We start from the raw sequence: 15,305 nt of genomic DNA, 5'->3' as shown, positions 1-15,305 counted from the left end.
TTCTCAGCTTGACTGGGAATCCAGAAAATAAAAGTGATTTCAATAAATTTCGAATGAATATTTTAAATTTTATATATTTCTATGGATATTAAAGACTACAAAATAATAAACTGTGGAGGTGGAATTGTAATAAATGATAAAAACCAAATAGCAATAATATATATGGCAGATATGGGTACATGGGACTTTCCTAAAGGTGGAGTTGAAAATGATGAAAGTTTTTATGATACTTCCAAAAGAGAGATCTATGAAGAAGCTGGTATTAAAAATTTAGTGTTTATCAAAAAATTACCGATCTACAAAAGACCAGCCTCAAATGGTAAAACCAGACGGCTCCATACTCTGTATGGAGCCAAAATGCAAACCGTGACAATATAACTATATGCCAACACTAAGGATTAACGAAGAAAATGAAAATATACCGCACTTTATTACTATCACTGTAATTGAATGGATAGACATATTTACGAAGCCAGAATATTTCAAGGTGATAATTGAAAGTTTAAAATACTGTCAGAATAATAAGGGTTTAAAAATATTTGAATATGTAATTATGACCAACCATATTCACCTGATAGTGAAAGCAAAAGACGGAAATATTTTATCTCAGGTAATCAGTGACTTTAAAAAACACACAACTAAAGAAATCTTCAAACTATTAGAAAAAGATAATCGAAGATATATTTTAAATTTAGTAAAGAATAGTTTTTCAAGAAAAAAGGGCTATGAAAATCAGTTATGGCAAAGAGAAAATTATCCCGAACCAGTTTTGAGTGAAAAGTTTTTGCTTGAGAAGATAAATTACATTTACAAAAATCCAACAAGAAAAGAATTCGTCGCCTTACCAGAAAATTGGTTTTATTCATCGGCAAGGAATAGGATATTGGACGATAATAATATAATTAATCTCGATGACTACTAACACGCTCAGCAAAAAGACTCCACACACAGTATGGAGCCAGCAAGTCGATGACTTTCTATATGGAATGCATGCTAGTGTCTTTGGGGATTTTGATAACGGAAGCTTACTTAAGGTTAGTCTCTAGGTTGTAACCACAATTCCTTGTTGGCTCATAGCTAAACCAAGATCAATCTAGTATCCATAATTTGCTGGCTCCGGGTTGTACCCGGTGTTATATTGCAAGCCGTCACTAAATAACATGATCAGGTAATTAAATAAATTAGATTAATGCAAAAATCAAAAATATTAGGAATTATAATGATTTCTTTGTCTATAATTCTCATGGTGCTGATAATCGCCTATGCTGCTTTATTTTCTTTTATTGGAATAAGCTCTGGTGGGTCATTTTTGATGATTATTCCCTTAATTATAATTGCTATCGCTTTGGTTGTAGCTCTATCTTTTCTTTTACGGGCAGGAATTAAGAAAATGAGAAATGAAATATAATTTTATTGATTCTACTTCCCAGATAGCAATCTCTTTTTTTGCTAGTTCTGGTTATTTTTCTTAGTGCTATAAAATTCCTAAAACTAAAGTCGCTGATAATAGAACTACTCAATTAACAAAATATTCTCTGTCTTTCTCTAATGTGGTGGTGGTTAGTATTAACTGGTATAATTATAAAAAATAGTATAAAAACTTATTAGATTTTAAATTAAATTCCAAATGAATATAAAAACAGCATTTTTTTTAGCATATACTTCAATAAAAAGAGGGAACAAGGGGACATTGGCCATGACTATTCTTATTATGACATTGGCATATGTTAATCTTGTTTTTATTTCTTCTGTTTTTGGAGGAATTGTTGAGGCTATAAATACACAATCAATCGATAATCAATACGGAAATATTGTAATAGAGCCAGCAATCGATGAAAGATATATTAACAACAGCAGTGCTATGGAATTAATTACTACTATTCCTGGGGTTATTGGAAGTTCGAAACATTATCTCGACAGCACCATTATAAAATATGATGAAAAAAATGATGGCAAAGATATAAAAAGTGGTCGGTGGCTTTTGAAGTCTATAAATACAGAAGATGAAAAAAGTGTTACGAAAATTCATGAATCAATGATTGACGGTTCTTTTCTAAAAGAAACAGATAGAGATGTAATAATGATAGGGAAAGAAGTTGCAGGAGGCTACGGTGGAAGTTTAGAGCATTTAAGTCTTGGTGTTACGGTTGGTGATAAAATAGATGTTAGCTTTAGTAATGGGATTAAAAGAACTTACAAAGTAGGTGGTATTTTTAGTACAAAAAGTACTCAAGTCGATCAAACAGTTTTTTTGACAGAAAAAGAAATGGAATCTGTTCTAAAAGTTCATAATCAGGCCTCAGAAATAATAGTGAAAATTGAGGACATTGGTAATGAGGATATTTATATAGGGGAAATAAGAAAGTTGGGTTTACAAAGCGAAGATATAAAAAAATGGAGTGATTTAATGGGCTTTACTTCCAGTGCTAGCAAAAGTTTTACAATGATTAGTATTATTCTTGGAGTGATTGGAACAATAGTTGCTGGAGTTACGATATTTATTATTATATTTGTCAGCGTAGTAAATAAAAGAAAACAAATTGGAATATTGAAGGCAATTGGGATGAAAGAAAGCACGATTGTTCTCTATTTTGTAATGCAGGCTTTATTTTACGGTGTAATTGGTGTTATTTTTGGTGCATCGTTAATTTTGTTTGTTGTGAGGCCGTATTTTATATCAAACCCGCTGGATTTTCCAGTTGGTTGGGTGTCATTGAAAGTGACATTTGATATTGTTAGGATAAGTAATATTAGTTTAATAGTTGCAGCGTTAATAGGTGGATTTTTCCCAGCTTATCGTGGTGCAAAAGAAGATATATTAAAATCAATTTGGGGGTAGGACTCAACATTAAAATATGATTATTGAAGTAAAAAATTTAAAAAAAACATACGAAGGTAAAGTTCCTACGCATGCGCTTAAGAATATCAATTTTGGTGTTAAAAAGGGTGAATTCGTAGCGCTTATGGGTCGTAGTGGTTCTGGGAAATCAACACTCTTGCATCAGCTTGGCTTACTCGATATTCCAAGTTCTGGAGAGGTTATTATGGACGGAATCAATCTTATGTCATTTACTGAAAAACAAAAATCTGATTTCCGTCTTGAAAAGCTGGGTTATGTTTTTCAATCCTACGCTCTACTTCCAGAATTAACAGCACTCGAATCAGTTTACCTGCCCTTAATGCTTTCCAATGTGGCTAAAAAGGATTATATAAAAAAAGCCTCTGAAATGCTAGATAAAGTTGGTCTTGGTGATAGACTACACCACCTGCCTAAAGAAATGTCAGGAGGGGAGCAACAAAGAGTAGCAATTGCCAGAGCATTAATAAACGATCCGATAATTTTGTTTGCCGACGAACCGACAGCAAATCTAGACACCGAATCGTCAATGGCAATCTTGAAATTATTTAGAGAACTTAATAAAAAAATCGGTCAAACCATTATAATGGTAACTCATGAACCTGACGATAAAAAATATGTCGATAGAGTGATATGGTTAAAAGATGGGGTTATACAAGATGAGTAAAGAAATTATCGGCGTTATGAAGTCTTAGAAAAAATATATTTTATGGAACTTGGAAAGTACAAACATTACAAAGGGAAATTTTATGAGGTGATTGGTGTTGCTCACCATAGTGAAACCTTAGAAGAGCTTGTTGTATATCGAGCTCTGTATAATATCCCTGAACTTGGAGATAATGCTTTATTTGTTAGACCAAAAAAAATGTTTATGGAGAAAGTTGATGATGATGGTAAAAAAGTTTCGAGATTTAAGTATTTAGGTGATTAAATATTATGGAAAGCAACAAAGAAATAATACAGAAAATTCTCCATAAAAAGATTCAAATTGAAAAAATATATGAATTAAAACACCCAGGGAGCAGTTCAACCAAGGTTTTTACTATAAAAAACAGTAAAGAAAAATATTTACTTAAATCATATGAGAGCCAAAAACACACAAATCAAGAAACAAAAAATCTTTTTAATATAGAATTAATTGATGTTTTTGATAAACCAAAATATGTCGGCAGGTATAAGAAGCATTATATCCAAGAATATGTTGATGGACTTCTTTTTCAAAACTTAGTTGATAAACTATCATCCAAGTATTTGCACAAACACTACTTAATGGCTGTAGAAAATCTTGTCCTTATCCATTCTTCAAAAAACAACTTAAAAGATAAACGTAAGGTGTCAAGAGTATTTGAAGAAAAACCACTAGAGAGAAGACTAAATGAGGCTATAGTTCTAATAAAGAAAATTGGAATACCAAGCTATAAAGAAATTGTTGGTAGTTCAAATCCGAAGTGGGATAATTTTCTAAAAAATGTTAATATTTCAAATATTACCCAAAGCTTAAAAATTAGCGGTGATAATTATTTCTTGGGTCACGGTGACTATAAGCCAAACAATATTATTTTCGGGGCTAATAAAAAAATATTTACTATTGATTGGTTGGGAATGTCGAAGGCTCAGCCCTGGTATGATTTAGCCTATCTGTTGGTACATTTGAAGAAGACAGAAAAAGACAAATATCTCAAACACTATTTTAAAAAAATGAAAGAAGAAGATTTACTGCAAAATCTAACAATAGAAAGGGCTAGGAGATTATTTAAAAATGGGATAATTTTCCAACAAATTATCCGAGCGGAATCAAATTGTTATAGGATAAAATCAAAAAGTGATAAGCACCACATAAAAGAGTTTAAAGAAGCCTTGGACGAATTATCAAAAAAGCTTTAAGGAAAAAATGAATGACTTCATAGAACACTCTAAATCTTAAAGTAAATAATTTTAATTTTTATGGCAAAATACGATGCTAAAACAAAAAAAATAAATGTATTTTTGTGAAATAGCAAAAGGCAATATTTTATCGGAACTCAATTCCACTCAGAGTACATCTCAAGACCCCTGGCCCCACATCCTCTTTTTGTGGAGTTTTTTTAAGGTTTGTGGTTCACTCAGAGTAAAGGGGGAAGTTAAAAGTAAGAAGTTACGGCCTCATCAGCGTGTTTAAGAGATGTCTTAAAGGAGAGTAGAACATACTCTCTTTTTTTAAATATTAAAAATTGATGAAAAAAACAAGAAGATGTGTTATAATATTAAAAAGAAATAGTAATATCCACTTGAGCGACTAGGCGCGGGGTGGTAGAATTTTATATGGAGACATTTCTCGCTATAACTGCCAGTCTAAACACTGCAACAATGCTCGTTGTTACGGGTTTGTTTTATTTCAAGGGAAGATATTCATTATCAGGAAAATATTATTTTTATCACTTGTTTTTTCTTTCTCTTTACAGTCTTGTGTCTATGGCCTATCTAACCATCCCTGATGATAAGATTATCCTATATTTTCAAATTCTTCACTTGCCGACTCCATTCTTGTTTGTATTTTTCACTCACTTTTCCCTTTTATTCGTTGACAGAATTAAAGAATATAGAAATTTTTTAATAGCATCATACATAGTATCTGCCCTTTTACTTTTGGCAATATTATCTCCTTTTTTTATTACTGGTGTACAACAAATTTCTGGGGTAGGTTTGTGGCCTACGCCTGGTCTAGGTTTTCTCTTCTTTGTCTTTTATTATTTTCTTTCTCTGCTCTTCCCCCTTTATCTTTTGCTGAAGTTTTATTTTAGGTCAACTGGGCACAAAAGAGCTCAGGCTAGATTTATTACTTTGGGAATAATTCTAGGTTTAATAGGGCTTGCTCCCTCTTTATTTTATTGGTATGGCTATTATATTCCTCCTTTTGGTTTTATTCTAGTTACGGTCTGGATTTTAATGGTTGCCTACTCAATTATTGCTCACCGTTTTTTAAACATAAAACTTGTTCTTAGAGAATCTTCTGTCTATATCCTCTCTTTGTCATTAACAGTTCTTATAATGGCCGTACTTCGCTCAGTATTTTACAATGCTGCTTCTCCGTTAAATATTTTTGATATAATTATCTTTGTTGTCGGGTTATTAATCTTTATCCCCTTAAAAGATAATGCATATAAAATTGCTAATAAATATTTTTTCACCTCTCTATATGACCCAGGACAACTTGTTTCATCCTTAAGTAAGGGATTAAGTTCAACACTAGACACAAACGAAATAAATAACCATATCTATAAGGTCTTGTCATCAAATCTAAAACTAAAATCTATTGCTATTCTGGACCACGACAAGGAAGAAGAGACCTATACGATTAGTTACAATAGAAACATTCGACAAGGGAAAATTAAAAAGATTGCTATAGATAAAAACTTGCATCATCGGTATATTTTGGACGGAAAAACTGTTGTTTTTGATGAATTGTATCGTGATGGAATAGAGTATAGTAAAAGTATTCTAGACATTTATAAAAAACTTAATATCTGCGCTTTAGTTCCACTCCTTTTGAAAGACAAGCTTATCGGTATCCTGGCTATTGGACACAAAGAATCAAAAGATAATTTTAACAATGATGATATAAATGTATTAAATATTTCTGGATCTATAATAGCGACATCTCTTTCTAATGCCTATCTTTATAAAAAAACAGAAGAAAAATCGAAGAACCTTGAGGAATTATTGGCAATGAAGAGTGAATTTTTACGGATAATAAATCACCAGATGAACACTCCATTATCAATAATTAAAATAGGTTTCGATTCTCTTCAAAACAAGATTATGCCAAGGAAAGAGAGTATGAAAACAATTGCTGAAGGCATTACTCAGATGGAAAATTTTCTCTTCGAATATTGGGATGCTTACGAATTTGAAGGCAAGAGAAGAAAAACGAATCTCGAGAAACTAGATTTGAAAAAAATAGTAGAAAAAGAGGTCAAAAAAATAAAAAATTGGAAAGTGTTTAAGAACAAAAAATTAAAAATCAAAGTTGAAAAGTTTGAAAATAATAAATTGGTAATTGGAGATAAAAAATTTGTTGAGCATGTTATAGCAAATATACTTGAAAATTCTACTTATTATACAAGTAAGGGGGGTGTGAATGTGTCATTTAAAATGATTCACAAAAAAACAAAACCTTTTTTGAAAGTTTTGTTTGCTGACACAGGGATTGGAATAAAAGATAAAAAAAGCCTTGGGCTATTTAAAAAATTTCACAGAAGTTCTGATGCATCTCTCTATCATCCAGACGGTGGCGGTCTAAGTTTGTATATTTCTTCAAAAATAATGGAAGCAAACAATGGGGAGCTAAGACTTGAAAGCACAACAGTAGACAAAGGTTCTGTTTTTAGTATTAGTCTTCCTCTTGTGAATGATTAATTATTGGGTATTAACTTAAATAAAGTTTTTTATCTATGCCAGATTATAAATCAAAAACAGAAAAAGGGGATTGTATTCTTTGTGAAATTGCAAAAGGCAATATTTCTCCGATGGGGAATGGAGCTATCTATGAAGATGAGAAGTACATGGCTTGGCTTAGTCCTTTTCCAAACACTCTTGGTTTTACGTCCATTATGCCAAAGAAGCATTTTTCTAGCGATGTTCTCGGTATGCCCGATAATGAATTAGCAGAGTTTGTCTTGGTGGCTAAAAAAGTAGCTAAAATTTTAGAAAATTATTTTGAAGATGTCGGTCGTGTTGGCTTAATAATGGAAGGAACCGGAATTGACCACGCTCACATAAAGCTATTCCCAATGCATGGAACGGGTTATATAAAAAAAGGTGAATGGAGACAACATCACAGCGAAGTAGAAACTTATTTTGAGGAATATAAAGGCTATATTTCATCAAATGATAGTAAACAAGCAGATTTAGGGGAGCTTGAAAAATTGGCAATTAAAATAAGGAAAAATCATGAAAATAATTAATGCATGAATAAAAGAGTTGCTCAAGTTCAAATAATTGTTTATAAAATGGTTCGTAATGAACCTCTATTTTTGCTTTTTAAAAGGGTTCCTGAGCGAGGTGGTTTTTGGCAGGCTATTACAGGGGGCGTTAATGAGGGGGAGGATTTGAGTGTTGCAGCCAAGAGAGAACTTTTTGAAGAGACTAAAATAAAAGACTATATTAAATTTTTGAGAAAAGTATATTATTTTGAGTTTGATACAGAAGAATATGGACGTATAAAAGAATATGTTTTTGCAGTTGAGGTTGATGATAATACAGAGGCAGTAATTTCTAATGAACATTCTGAACAAAAATGGTGCTCATATAAAGAAGCTCTAAGTTTGCTGAAATATGAGAGTAATAAAGATTCTTTCAAAAAACTTTATTCTATTTTAAATAAAAAGAATTTTCTCAAAAGAGTATTTCTTAGTGTTTATAAGGCGATTATTGCCGTTTTAATGGGCTTTTCTTCAAGTTTTGGTAAGTCATCAATAAAACCAGAGAAGAAGGATAATAAAATTAGTGAAGCTAAAAAATAATTAATCGTACGTACGCACGTAAGTACGTTCGTACGTACGTCAAGAATATGTTACAATTTATTAGAAAGCTAACAAGAGCCTCCACCCATAGTTATTCCTTGAATATTCCAAAAGAAATTATTCAAAAATACGGCTGGAAAGAAAAACAAAAAATAGTAATTGAAGATCAGGGGAGAGGAAGATTATTAATTCGAGATTGGAGAAATAAATAAATGGAAGTAACTAGACATTTTACAGCTACGACAATAGTCGTTCATAACAATAAAGCTCTTTTACACATGCATAAGAAGCTTGGTTTTTGGTTGCCAGTTGGGGGACATATAGATAGAGATGAATTGCCACATATGGCTGCTTTGCGCGAAGCAAAAGAAGAGTCTGGCCTGGATGTTGAGCTGTTAAATGGTGAAGAACCATTGGAGATGGGGGATGTCCTGGATCTTCCTAAACCAAGACATATTTTACTTGAAAATATTAATAAATTTCACCAACATATTGATTTTATCTATTACGCTAACTCAAAGACATCAGAGCTGCTACCAGAAGATGGAGAAAGTGGTGATATTAGATGGTTTCCAGAAGAGGAGCTCAAAAAATTAACAGATTTACCTGAAAACGTGGTAGCATTATCATTGGAAGCGATAAAATTATTTAAAAAATAGTCAAGAACACATGGATACAATGATGGAACTTTTAGAAATTACGGCGAAGGCCGCTGGATTTCCAGATCCAAAATCAATCCCAGAAATAATAGGAGCTTTAATCGGAATAGTATTATCTTTTGTTGGGATAATATTTTTGTGCTTAACTATTTATGGAGGTTTTCTTTGGATGACTTCTGGGGGGAACGAAGTAAAAATATTAAAGGCAAAAGAAACTTTGAGAAATTCAATTATTGGCCTTATTATAATTTTGTCCGCTTATTCTGTTGCTAGATTCGTAACTGGTGCAATAATTAGCTCAACACTTTGACAAGAGAACAATATATATAGTTGGCCCATCTAAAAACAGTAAGAAATTTTTTTTAAAAAAGCTTTATCGATCATTTCATTTTTATAAATTTTTGTAATTCATCGGAGTTATTATATATCTTTTTTAAGATTTTCCTCTTGATTAATCTTCCCGAAAGGAGATTCTAATGGACGCAGCTGTTAAAAAAGAATTTTTGAGCTCTCATGATGTCGCAATTAATCTTCTTCAGAGTAATCCAGATTCTCACATTTTAACCTTGGCGGAAATTTATCGTAATTGCAGTGTCGAAAGAACTGAGGCTATTGATCTTGTTAATGCTTTTAAAAAAGCCATGCAAAATCTTTATCCGCCTATTGCGATAATTGCAAAAGGTAATGTTCCTTTTACAATTAAATTTTTAGAGGAGCAAATTTAGAAAATCTAAAAGCTGAATATCTTTGTATTCAGCTTTTTTTAATAATTTTAAATGGTTAAAATTATTTCTACATTTTAGAACAAGTAAAGAATATTTTGACAAATGCAAATAAAGATGTTAGAGTTTGCAAGCATTTTGATCTTTTTAAAACTAACCATATCAACATAGGAGGTAATTATGAATATGAAGGAAGTTCTTGGTATCGTTCTGGCAGGTGGCTACGGAACTCGATTAAGATCATTAACGGCTCATCGAGCTAAGCCTGGTGTTCCATTCGCAGGTAATCTAAGAATCATTGATTTTGTAATGTGGAATCTTCTGCATTCTGGAATCTATCATATTTGGGTTTTAACTCAATTTAGATCTCAGTCGGTGGCTAGCCATATTACAAACAATTATGTTATGAGCAGATTTTTAGGTCATTTTATTGAACCTGTGCCTGCTCAGCAAAAAGACGGAGAAAAGTGGTATGAAGGTACGGCTGATGCTGTTAATCAAAACATAACTATGTTTAAATCTGGCGAGTTTAAATTGGCCGCAATATTTTCTTCAGACCATATCTTTACAATGGATGTTAGTCAGATGGTCGAATATCACGAAGAAAAAGAATCAGATTTTACTATTTCAGCAATGCCTTACACTAGCGAAAGTGCAGTTGGTCAATTTGGTGTTGTAGAAGTTGACGAAAACTTTCGTGTAACAGGTTTTACAGAAAAGCCAGAATCACTTGATCTTGTTAAGGAAATCCCTGGTATGCCCGGAATGTGCTTAGTTTCAATGGGTAATTATATCGCTGACATAGAAGGTTTATCTGAAATCTTGGCAATCGATAGTCTTGATGAAACTTCAAAACACGACTTTGGTAAAGATGTAATCCCATATATGGTAGATGCTGGAGTTAAAGTTTTTGTTTATAATTTTGATGACAATAAGATTAAAGGTAAAGACAAAAACTTTTGGAAAGACGTCGGAACTTTAAAGGCATATTATGATGCATGCCTTGATATGGCTATGATTATGCCCGAGATTGACCTCTACAATAAGCATTGGCCAATCAAGTCTTTCTCGAGCGGTTTCCCTGGTGCAAAAGGAGGACTTAAAGCAGGGAGTTATAATAATATAATATGCAACGGATGCATAACCAACGAGTGCTTGATTTATCATTCCGTTTTAAGTCCGGGAGTTATCGTTGAGACAGAAAGTTACATAAATGATTCAATATTGTTTCAGGGTGTATCAATTGGTAGAGATTGCAAAATAAAGAATACTATCATTGATAAACATGTATTCATCCCGGACGGGACAACTATTGGTTATTCTGAAGAAGAAGATAATGCACGAGATTTTTGGGTTGAAGATGGGATAACTCTTGTTCCTACAGGATGGCATCCGTAAATATTTAAATATTTTTAACAAAATGTTGAATTTAATAAGAACGCAGTATGTTGCGTTCTTTTTTTATTGTTTGAGAGTTATTTAAATTTTTATTACCATGTTTTGACACTTTTTGCTAATACTTTGACTTTCGCTTTTTGTTCGTGTATACTATATATAGTTATCCACTTTCAGTTTTTTCATGGCAAGGAGGGACTTTTCACCCTTGCTTGCCGCAAAAAGAACTGAAAGTGGATTATAATAATTTTCTTATTATTTTAAAATTATGCATGAAAAAATAAATGAACCCATCGAAGTCCTGGTTAAATTCAGTGGAGAAAAAGTAATGCCAACATTTTTTAAATGGCGAGCCAAAACTTACAAAGTTGAAAAACTTAATTTAGTGCATAGGGAAAAAGATGGAAATGATAAAGTTTATTATTTTTCTGTGTCAGATGATATCAATTTTTTCCGTCTGGCATTTTTTACCAGGGATATGGGATGGGTTTTGGAAGAACTTTTTTATGAAGGATAGAATTATACTCCATATAGACATGAACTCTTATTTTGCCTCTGTTGAGCAACAGGCGAATCCTTTTTTGCGCGGGAAGTCTCTTGGGGTTTGCGCTTATCTTTCTGACAATGGGGCTATTATAGCTTCTTCAATGGAGGCTAAGGCCAAGGGGATAAAAACTGGTTGTAAGGTGCGGGAGGCTAGGATTCTTGATCCGAACGTTGTTTTGCTGGAGAATGAACCAGCAAAGTATAGAAGTACAACTGAGAAAATATTTAAAATTTTGGGTGAATATACAGACACTTTGGAACCCTATAGCATAGATGAAGCTTTTCTTGATTTGACTGGTTGGGTAAAAAATATTGAAGAAGCACGTACTCTGGCAGTTATTATTAAAGAAAGAATACGAGATGAAGTTGGCGAGTGGATGCATTCTTCGGTGGGGATATCAACAACAAAGTTCTTAGCTAAATTTGCAGGGGATATTGCTCCAAAAAAATCTGTATTAGTTATAGATAGGAACAATATAGATAGTATTTTGAAAGACAGAGAGCTTACTGATGCTTGGGGAATAAATACAAAGACTGAGGAGAAATTAAGAGTTTTAGGAATAAAAAATTTACTGGAATTAAAAAATTATAATCCAGACAGAATAAGAAGAGCTATGGGTCGACATGGCTATTACCTCTGGGCGAATTTAAATGGTCTTGAAATATCTAGTGTTAGCCAGGGTTCAAAACTACCAAAATCTATTGGTCATTCATATTCCCTGAAAGATGGGCACAAAGATAGAGAATATTTATTAAAAGTTTTTTATAAATTGTGTGAAAAAACAGGACGGAGATTGCGTGACCTCGGGATGGAAGCCGAAGGCATAAGTATCGGGATAACATATTTTTATGGGAAGCCAATACACAAAAGCTTCAAAACAAGAGAAAGAATGTTTAGGACAGAAGATATATTTTCCAATGTAGAAAGTTTTTTTGTTTGCCAAAATATTTTTTTACCAGTAAAAAATTTGGCGGTTTCTGTCACCAGATTAACACCCGTCTCTAGTCAAATGAATATTTTTGAAGATAATCTTTCAAAAAAAAATCTAAGCCTTGCCCTAGATAAAATTAACGATAAATATGGTGAATATACAGTAGTCCCTGGTCAAATGTTTGATATGGATGGAGTGGCAAGAGATAGAATAGGATTTCGAAAAACCATGAGTATTTGACAAATTAGTATAATGGTGTTATTATTCAATAAATTTGGTCATTGATAAAATAAAATCAACAATGAAAGGGGATGGATGTATGAAAATTTTTTTTATGTTTTGCTGGTATTAGGTTCTCTAACATGGTGTGTGGTTGATTTTAACAGCTGGACTGAGTTCAGAGATGTTTACAGCGAAGAAACGCTTATTTATTTCGGAGCTTTTATATTGCTTGTATTCATAGGGTTCATTGTTGCAATAGCAGTTGATTCATATTATCAAGAAATAAAAAATAAGTTTAAAAAAACCCGTAAATAATCACAGGGAAAAAATATAATCAGCCTGATATTCCAAATCTTTCGACCCTTAAAAGGAGAACCTCAATGTTGCTAAGTAGAAACAATTCTTTAAATTATTTAGATAGCTTTAAAAAAGTTAGCCCAGAAATTTTGGCTGACTGGGAAAAAAGAATAGAAATCTGCAAGAAAGAACTTGAGACAGAGTTCCCTGCATTTTTTGAAAAAAGAAGAGAACGACTCATAAAAACAGCAGAAGCTGGAAAAAAAATAGTTCTATGTTAAACAAAAAACGCGATTCAATTGAATCGCGTTTTCTTTTATAGAAAAAGATTATTCTTGAGTAACGACATTTACAAAAGTAGTTTCTTTCAGTTGATTGTTGTACTTTCTCATCTTCTTTTTTGTAAACTGAACAACACCTTCTACTACAGAAAATAGAGTATGATCTTTTCCAATCATTACATTTTTACCAGGATGAAATTTAGTACCTCTTTGTCTAATGATAATTGAACCACTCTTTGCAGTTTCACCAGCAAACAATTTAACGCCTAAACGTCTTCCAGCTGTTTTTCGGCCGTTTCTACTTGAACCACCGGATAGTTTATGAGCCATATAGCAATAAAAAACTATAATATTTAGCTAAAATAAGCAATTATTATAGATATCTAAATTATTTTTAAATTTATGTTTAAATATTAGCAGAAAAGTTGATATTGGTCAATAGAAAAAAACGCCCAACAGTAAATAGTTGGACGAATGCTTGATTTAGAAATAAATCAGATTATATGGTCAAGGAAAAAGTTATCAATCTTAGTAAACAGATGTTCGCAGTCTCTCATTTGGCCGCTGCTTCTGTATGAGCAAAGATTAAGGAATTCTTTAATTTTGCTCATTAAGCTATTTATTAAATTATTTTCAAAATCGTTTTTATTTTCGGCTACATTCTTTTCTAATTCTAAAAGAGTCTTCTCGGTTTTTTTAATCGTAGCATTCCAATCCTTGCTAGGAAGCGTGTCTATCATGGATAGTTTGAAAGATCCAAATGTTATTTTTGTTTTTTCTGACCATACCTCTTGCATTAGTATTCTCCTTTTATTTGTATGTTTTTTATTGGGTTTAAATTGAGGATAGAATAAAAAATCATATTTAGCAAGTTTTTTGGGCTGTACAATATTAACTGTGGTGGAAAACTAAAAAGTAGTGGTAAGATTAGCTATGAAAACTAGTTTTACAACTATAACTAAAATTAACCACTACTTCTATGAAAAAATATACCAATAAATTGTTTAATTTACAAGGACTATTGCTTGGGAAAATAGATTTTAATGATGAAGAAAAACAGATAATTATACATGCTCGAGGCCCAGGCAAGTTTGTTAAATGTCCTAGCTGTTCTTTTACAACTAAAAAAGTACATCAAATAAGTCATAGAAAAATTAAACATAGCATCTTGGACCATCGGGTAGTTATTCTATGTTTGCAGGTCAGGAGATTAAAATGCAAACATTGTAGTCTGGTATTCACAGAGCCATTCGTCGGAGTTGATAGACGTCGCACAACGCCAAATTTTAGATTGCAATTGTTGGATTGGTTAACTAGAAATAGTTTCAGCTATATTGGTCAAAAATTTAATATATCTCCAGCTACTTTAGTTAGATATCTGCTCGAGATGAATGGTGATATTAAAATAGATTGGGCTAAGGTAAATGTGACCAAACTTGGAATTGATGAACATAGTTTTAGAGGCAAAAGGATGATCATTACTATCACTGACCTATCAAACAAAAAATTGTTAGCTATATTAAAGGGAGATAGCCAGAGAGACTTGATAGAGTTCATTAACTCAATACCCAATAAATACAGGGCTAAAATTGATGAAGTGTGTACTGATCTACGTTCCAGTTTTGTACCCGTGATTAACAAGTGTTTTTCAGATGTAATGCACACTGCAGATAGATTTCATGTTGAGGTTCTAGCTCGCAGAGCATTGGATGAAATTAGAAGCATAGTTCAGGATGAAGGCGTGGGTAGTAAAATGAATATGAAAAAAATACTTTGGGTCAACAAAGATAGTTTAAATGAATACGAATTAAGTAGATTGGAGTTGATATTTAAAAAGTATGAGAGATATCCAGTTTTAAAACAGGCCTACATTATTAAAGAGAAGATAATATT

Annotated in this window: 21 protein-coding genes; 19 read left to right on the top strand and 2 right to left on the bottom strand. The window is 32.3% G+C overall.

Annotation, left to right across the window (positions count from 1 at the left end):
• The first annotated feature begins 81 nt into the window (after positions 1 to 81).
• The 18 genes from PF572_02810 (at position 82) to PF572_02725 (ending at position 13,412) form a co-directional block, all read left to right on the top strand.
• Complete coding sequence (locus tag PF572_02810) at positions 82 to 378, top strand: NUDIX hydrolase (GenBank protein MDA3839996.1); 297 nt, start codon at positions 82 to 84, stop codon at positions 376 to 378.
• Positions 379 to 382: 4 nt separating this feature from the next.
• A complete protein-coding gene (locus PF572_02805; protein MDA3839995.1) occupies positions 383 to 922 on the top strand; it encodes a transposase in 540 nt (179 codons plus the stop codon).
• A gap of 267 nt (positions 923 to 1,189) precedes the next feature.
• Positions 1,190 to 1,408, top strand: a complete 219-nt coding sequence (locus tag PF572_02800; protein ID MDA3839994.1) for a hypothetical protein — start codon at positions 1,190 to 1,192, stop codon at positions 1,406 to 1,408.
• 219 nt (positions 1,409 to 1,627) lie between these two features.
• Positions 1,628 to 2,839: an FtsX-like permease family protein gene (locus tag PF572_02795; GenBank protein ID MDA3839993.1), complete on the top strand. Its 1,212-nt coding sequence runs from the start codon at positions 1,628 to 1,630 to the stop codon at positions 2,837 to 2,839.
• 16 nt (positions 2,840 to 2,855) lie between these two features.
• Positions 2,856 to 3,524 carry an ABC transporter ATP-binding protein gene (locus PF572_02790; protein ID MDA3839992.1) on the top strand — a complete coding sequence of 223 codons (669 nt, stop codon included), beginning with the start codon at positions 2,856 to 2,858 and terminating at the stop codon, positions 3,522 to 3,524.
• 42 nt (positions 3,525 to 3,566) lie between these two features.
• Positions 3,567 to 3,788, top strand: a complete 222-nt coding sequence (locus tag PF572_02785; protein MDA3839991.1) for a DUF1653 domain-containing protein — start codon at positions 3,567 to 3,569, stop codon at positions 3,786 to 3,788.
• Between the two features lie 5 nt (positions 3,789 to 3,793).
• Positions 3,794 to 4,741 (top strand): phosphotransferase, encoded by a 948-nt coding sequence (locus PF572_02780; protein MDA3839990.1) that lies wholly within the window; start codon positions 3,794 to 3,796, stop codon positions 4,739 to 4,741.
• A 417-nt stretch (positions 4,742 to 5,158) separates the two neighbouring features.
• On the top strand, positions 5,159 to 7,252 hold the full coding sequence (locus PF572_02775; GenBank protein ID MDA3839989.1) for an ATP-binding protein: 2,094 nt from the start codon (positions 5,159 to 5,161) through the stop codon (positions 7,250 to 7,252).
• A gap of 35 nt (positions 7,253 to 7,287) precedes the next feature.
• The gene (locus PF572_02770) at positions 7,288 to 7,800 is read left to right on the top strand and encodes an HIT family protein (protein ID MDA3839988.1); all 513 of its coding nucleotides are present in this window, start codon (positions 7,288 to 7,290) and stop codon (positions 7,798 to 7,800) included.
• A 3-nt stretch (positions 7,801 to 7,803) separates the two neighbouring features.
• Entirely contained in the window at positions 7,804 to 8,358 is a 555-nt protein-coding gene (locus PF572_02765; protein MDA3839987.1) for an NUDIX pyrophosphatase, read from the top strand.
• 47 nt (positions 8,359 to 8,405) lie between these two features.
• Complete coding sequence (locus tag PF572_02760; GenBank protein ID MDA3839986.1) at positions 8,406 to 8,570, top strand: AbrB/MazE/SpoVT family DNA-binding domain-containing protein; 165 nt, start codon at positions 8,406 to 8,408, stop codon at positions 8,568 to 8,570.
• Positions 8,571 to 9,017, top strand: coding sequence for an NUDIX domain-containing protein (locus tag PF572_02755; GenBank protein MDA3839985.1), 447 nt, complete (start codon positions 8,571 to 8,573; stop codon positions 9,015 to 9,017).
• Positions 9,018 to 9,036: 19 nt separating this feature from the next.
• The gene (locus PF572_02750) at positions 9,037 to 9,327 is read left to right on the top strand and encodes a hypothetical protein (protein MDA3839984.1); all 291 of its coding nucleotides are present in this window, start codon (positions 9,037 to 9,039) and stop codon (positions 9,325 to 9,327) included.
• Positions 9,328 to 9,493: 166 nt separating this feature from the next.
• Positions 9,494 to 9,742 (top strand): hypothetical protein, encoded by a 249-nt coding sequence (locus PF572_02745; GenBank protein MDA3839983.1) that lies wholly within the window; start codon positions 9,494 to 9,496, stop codon positions 9,740 to 9,742.
• A 183-nt stretch (positions 9,743 to 9,925) separates the two neighbouring features.
• Positions 9,926 to 11,137, top strand: coding sequence for a sugar phosphate nucleotidyltransferase (locus PF572_02740; GenBank protein MDA3839982.1), 1,212 nt, complete (start codon positions 9,926 to 9,928; stop codon positions 11,135 to 11,137).
• Between the two features lie 265 nt (positions 11,138 to 11,402).
• Complete coding sequence (locus PF572_02735; protein ID MDA3839981.1) at positions 11,403 to 11,651, top strand: hypothetical protein; 249 nt, start codon at positions 11,403 to 11,405, stop codon at positions 11,649 to 11,651.
• Positions 11,641 to 12,852, top strand: coding sequence for a DNA polymerase IV (locus tag PF572_02730; protein MDA3839980.1), 1,212 nt, complete (start codon positions 11,641 to 11,643; stop codon positions 12,850 to 12,852). The genes PF572_02735 and PF572_02730 overlap by 11 nt, the downstream gene beginning before the upstream one ends.
• A 362-nt stretch (positions 12,853 to 13,214) precedes the next feature.
• Complete coding sequence (locus PF572_02725; protein ID MDA3839979.1) at positions 13,215 to 13,412, top strand: hypothetical protein; 198 nt, start codon at positions 13,215 to 13,217, stop codon at positions 13,410 to 13,412.
• Positions 13,413 to 13,460: 48 nt separating this feature from the next.
• Here the strand turns inward: PF572_02725 and rpmA are convergent, their stop codons facing one another.
• Together rpmA and PF572_02715 are read right to left on the bottom strand one after the other, a co-directional pair.
• A complete protein-coding gene (gene rpmA, locus PF572_02720) occupies positions 13,461 to 13,742 on the bottom strand; it encodes a 50S ribosomal protein L27 (protein MDA3839978.1) in 282 nt (93 codons plus the stop codon).
• Between the two features lie 164 nt (positions 13,743 to 13,906).
• Positions 13,907 to 14,209, bottom strand: coding sequence for a hypothetical protein (locus PF572_02715; protein MDA3839977.1), 303 nt, complete (start codon positions 14,207 to 14,209; stop codon positions 13,907 to 13,909).
• 182 nt (positions 14,210 to 14,391) lie between these two features.
• Here PF572_02715 and PF572_02710 point away from each other — a divergent pair.
• The coding region (locus tag PF572_02710) for a transposase (GenBank protein MDA3839976.1) at positions 14,392 to 15,305 on the top strand (914 nt) is incomplete at its 3' end.

Source organism: Patescibacteria group bacterium (assembly GCA_027858235.1).
Classification (GTDB): domain Bacteria; phylum Patescibacteriota; class Patescibacteriia; order Patescibacteriales; family BM507; genus BM507.
Note: the sequence above shows the minus strand (reverse complement) of the source record. Positions and strands in the feature narration are given on the sequence as shown.

Bases quoted from the DNA above. Each gene is read 5' to 3' on its own strand.
- PF572_02780 (MDA3839990.1), top strand. From the start codon at position 3,794: ATGGAAAGCAACAAAGAAATAATACAGAAAATTCTCCATAAAAAGATT.
- PF572_02715 (MDA3839977.1), bottom strand. From the start codon at position 14,209: ATGCAAGAGGTATGGTCAGAAAAAACAAAAATAACATTTGGATCTTTC.
- PF572_02795 (MDA3839993.1), top strand. From the start codon at position 1,628: ATGAATATAAAAACAGCATTTTTTTTAGCATATACTTCAATAAAAAGA.
- PF572_02775 (MDA3839989.1), top strand. From the start codon at position 5,159: ATGGAGACATTTCTCGCTATAACTGCCAGTCTAAACACTGCAACAATG.
- PF572_02745 (MDA3839983.1), top strand. From the start codon at position 9,494: ATGGACGCAGCTGTTAAAAAAGAATTTTTGAGCTCTCATGATGTCGCA.
- PF572_02800 (MDA3839994.1), top strand. From the start codon at position 1,190: ATGCAAAAATCAAAAATATTAGGAATTATAATGATTTCTTTGTCTATA.
- PF572_02760 (MDA3839986.1), top strand. From the start codon at position 8,406: ATGTTACAATTTATTAGAAAGCTAACAAGAGCCTCCACCCATAGTTAT.
- PF572_02770 (MDA3839988.1), top strand. From the start codon at position 7,288: ATGCCAGATTATAAATCAAAAACAGAAAAAGGGGATTGTATTCTTTGT.
- PF572_02805 (MDA3839995.1), top strand. From the start codon at position 383: ATGCCAACACTAAGGATTAACGAAGAAAATGAAAATATACCGCACTTT.
- PF572_02750 (MDA3839984.1), top strand. From the start codon at position 9,037: ATGATGGAACTTTTAGAAATTACGGCGAAGGCCGCTGGATTTCCAGAT.
- rpmA (MDA3839978.1), bottom strand. From the start codon at position 13,742: ATGGCTCATAAACTATCCGGTGGTTCAAGTAGAAACGGCCGAAAAACA.
- PF572_02765 (MDA3839987.1), top strand. From the start codon at position 7,804: ATGAATAAAAGAGTTGCTCAAGTTCAAATAATTGTTTATAAAATGGTT.
- PF572_02755 (MDA3839985.1), top strand. From the start codon at position 8,571: ATGGAAGTAACTAGACATTTTACAGCTACGACAATAGTCGTTCATAAC.
- PF572_02790 (MDA3839992.1), top strand. From the start codon at position 2,856: ATGATTATTGAAGTAAAAAATTTAAAAAAAACATACGAAGGTAAAGTT.
- PF572_02725 (MDA3839979.1), top strand. From the start codon at position 13,215: ATGTTGCTAAGTAGAAACAATTCTTTAAATTATTTAGATAGCTTTAAA.
- PF572_02810 (MDA3839996.1), top strand. From the start codon at position 82: ATGGATATTAAAGACTACAAAATAATAAACTGTGGAGGTGGAATTGTA.
- PF572_02735 (MDA3839981.1), top strand. From the start codon at position 11,403: ATGCATGAAAAAATAAATGAACCCATCGAAGTCCTGGTTAAATTCAGT.
- PF572_02785 (MDA3839991.1), top strand. From the start codon at position 3,567: ATGGAACTTGGAAAGTACAAACATTACAAAGGGAAATTTTATGAGGTG.
- PF572_02730 (MDA3839980.1), top strand. From the start codon at position 11,641: ATGAAGGATAGAATTATACTCCATATAGACATGAACTCTTATTTTGCC.
- PF572_02740 (MDA3839982.1), top strand. From the start codon at position 9,926: ATGAAGGAAGTTCTTGGTATCGTTCTGGCAGGTGGCTACGGAACTCGA.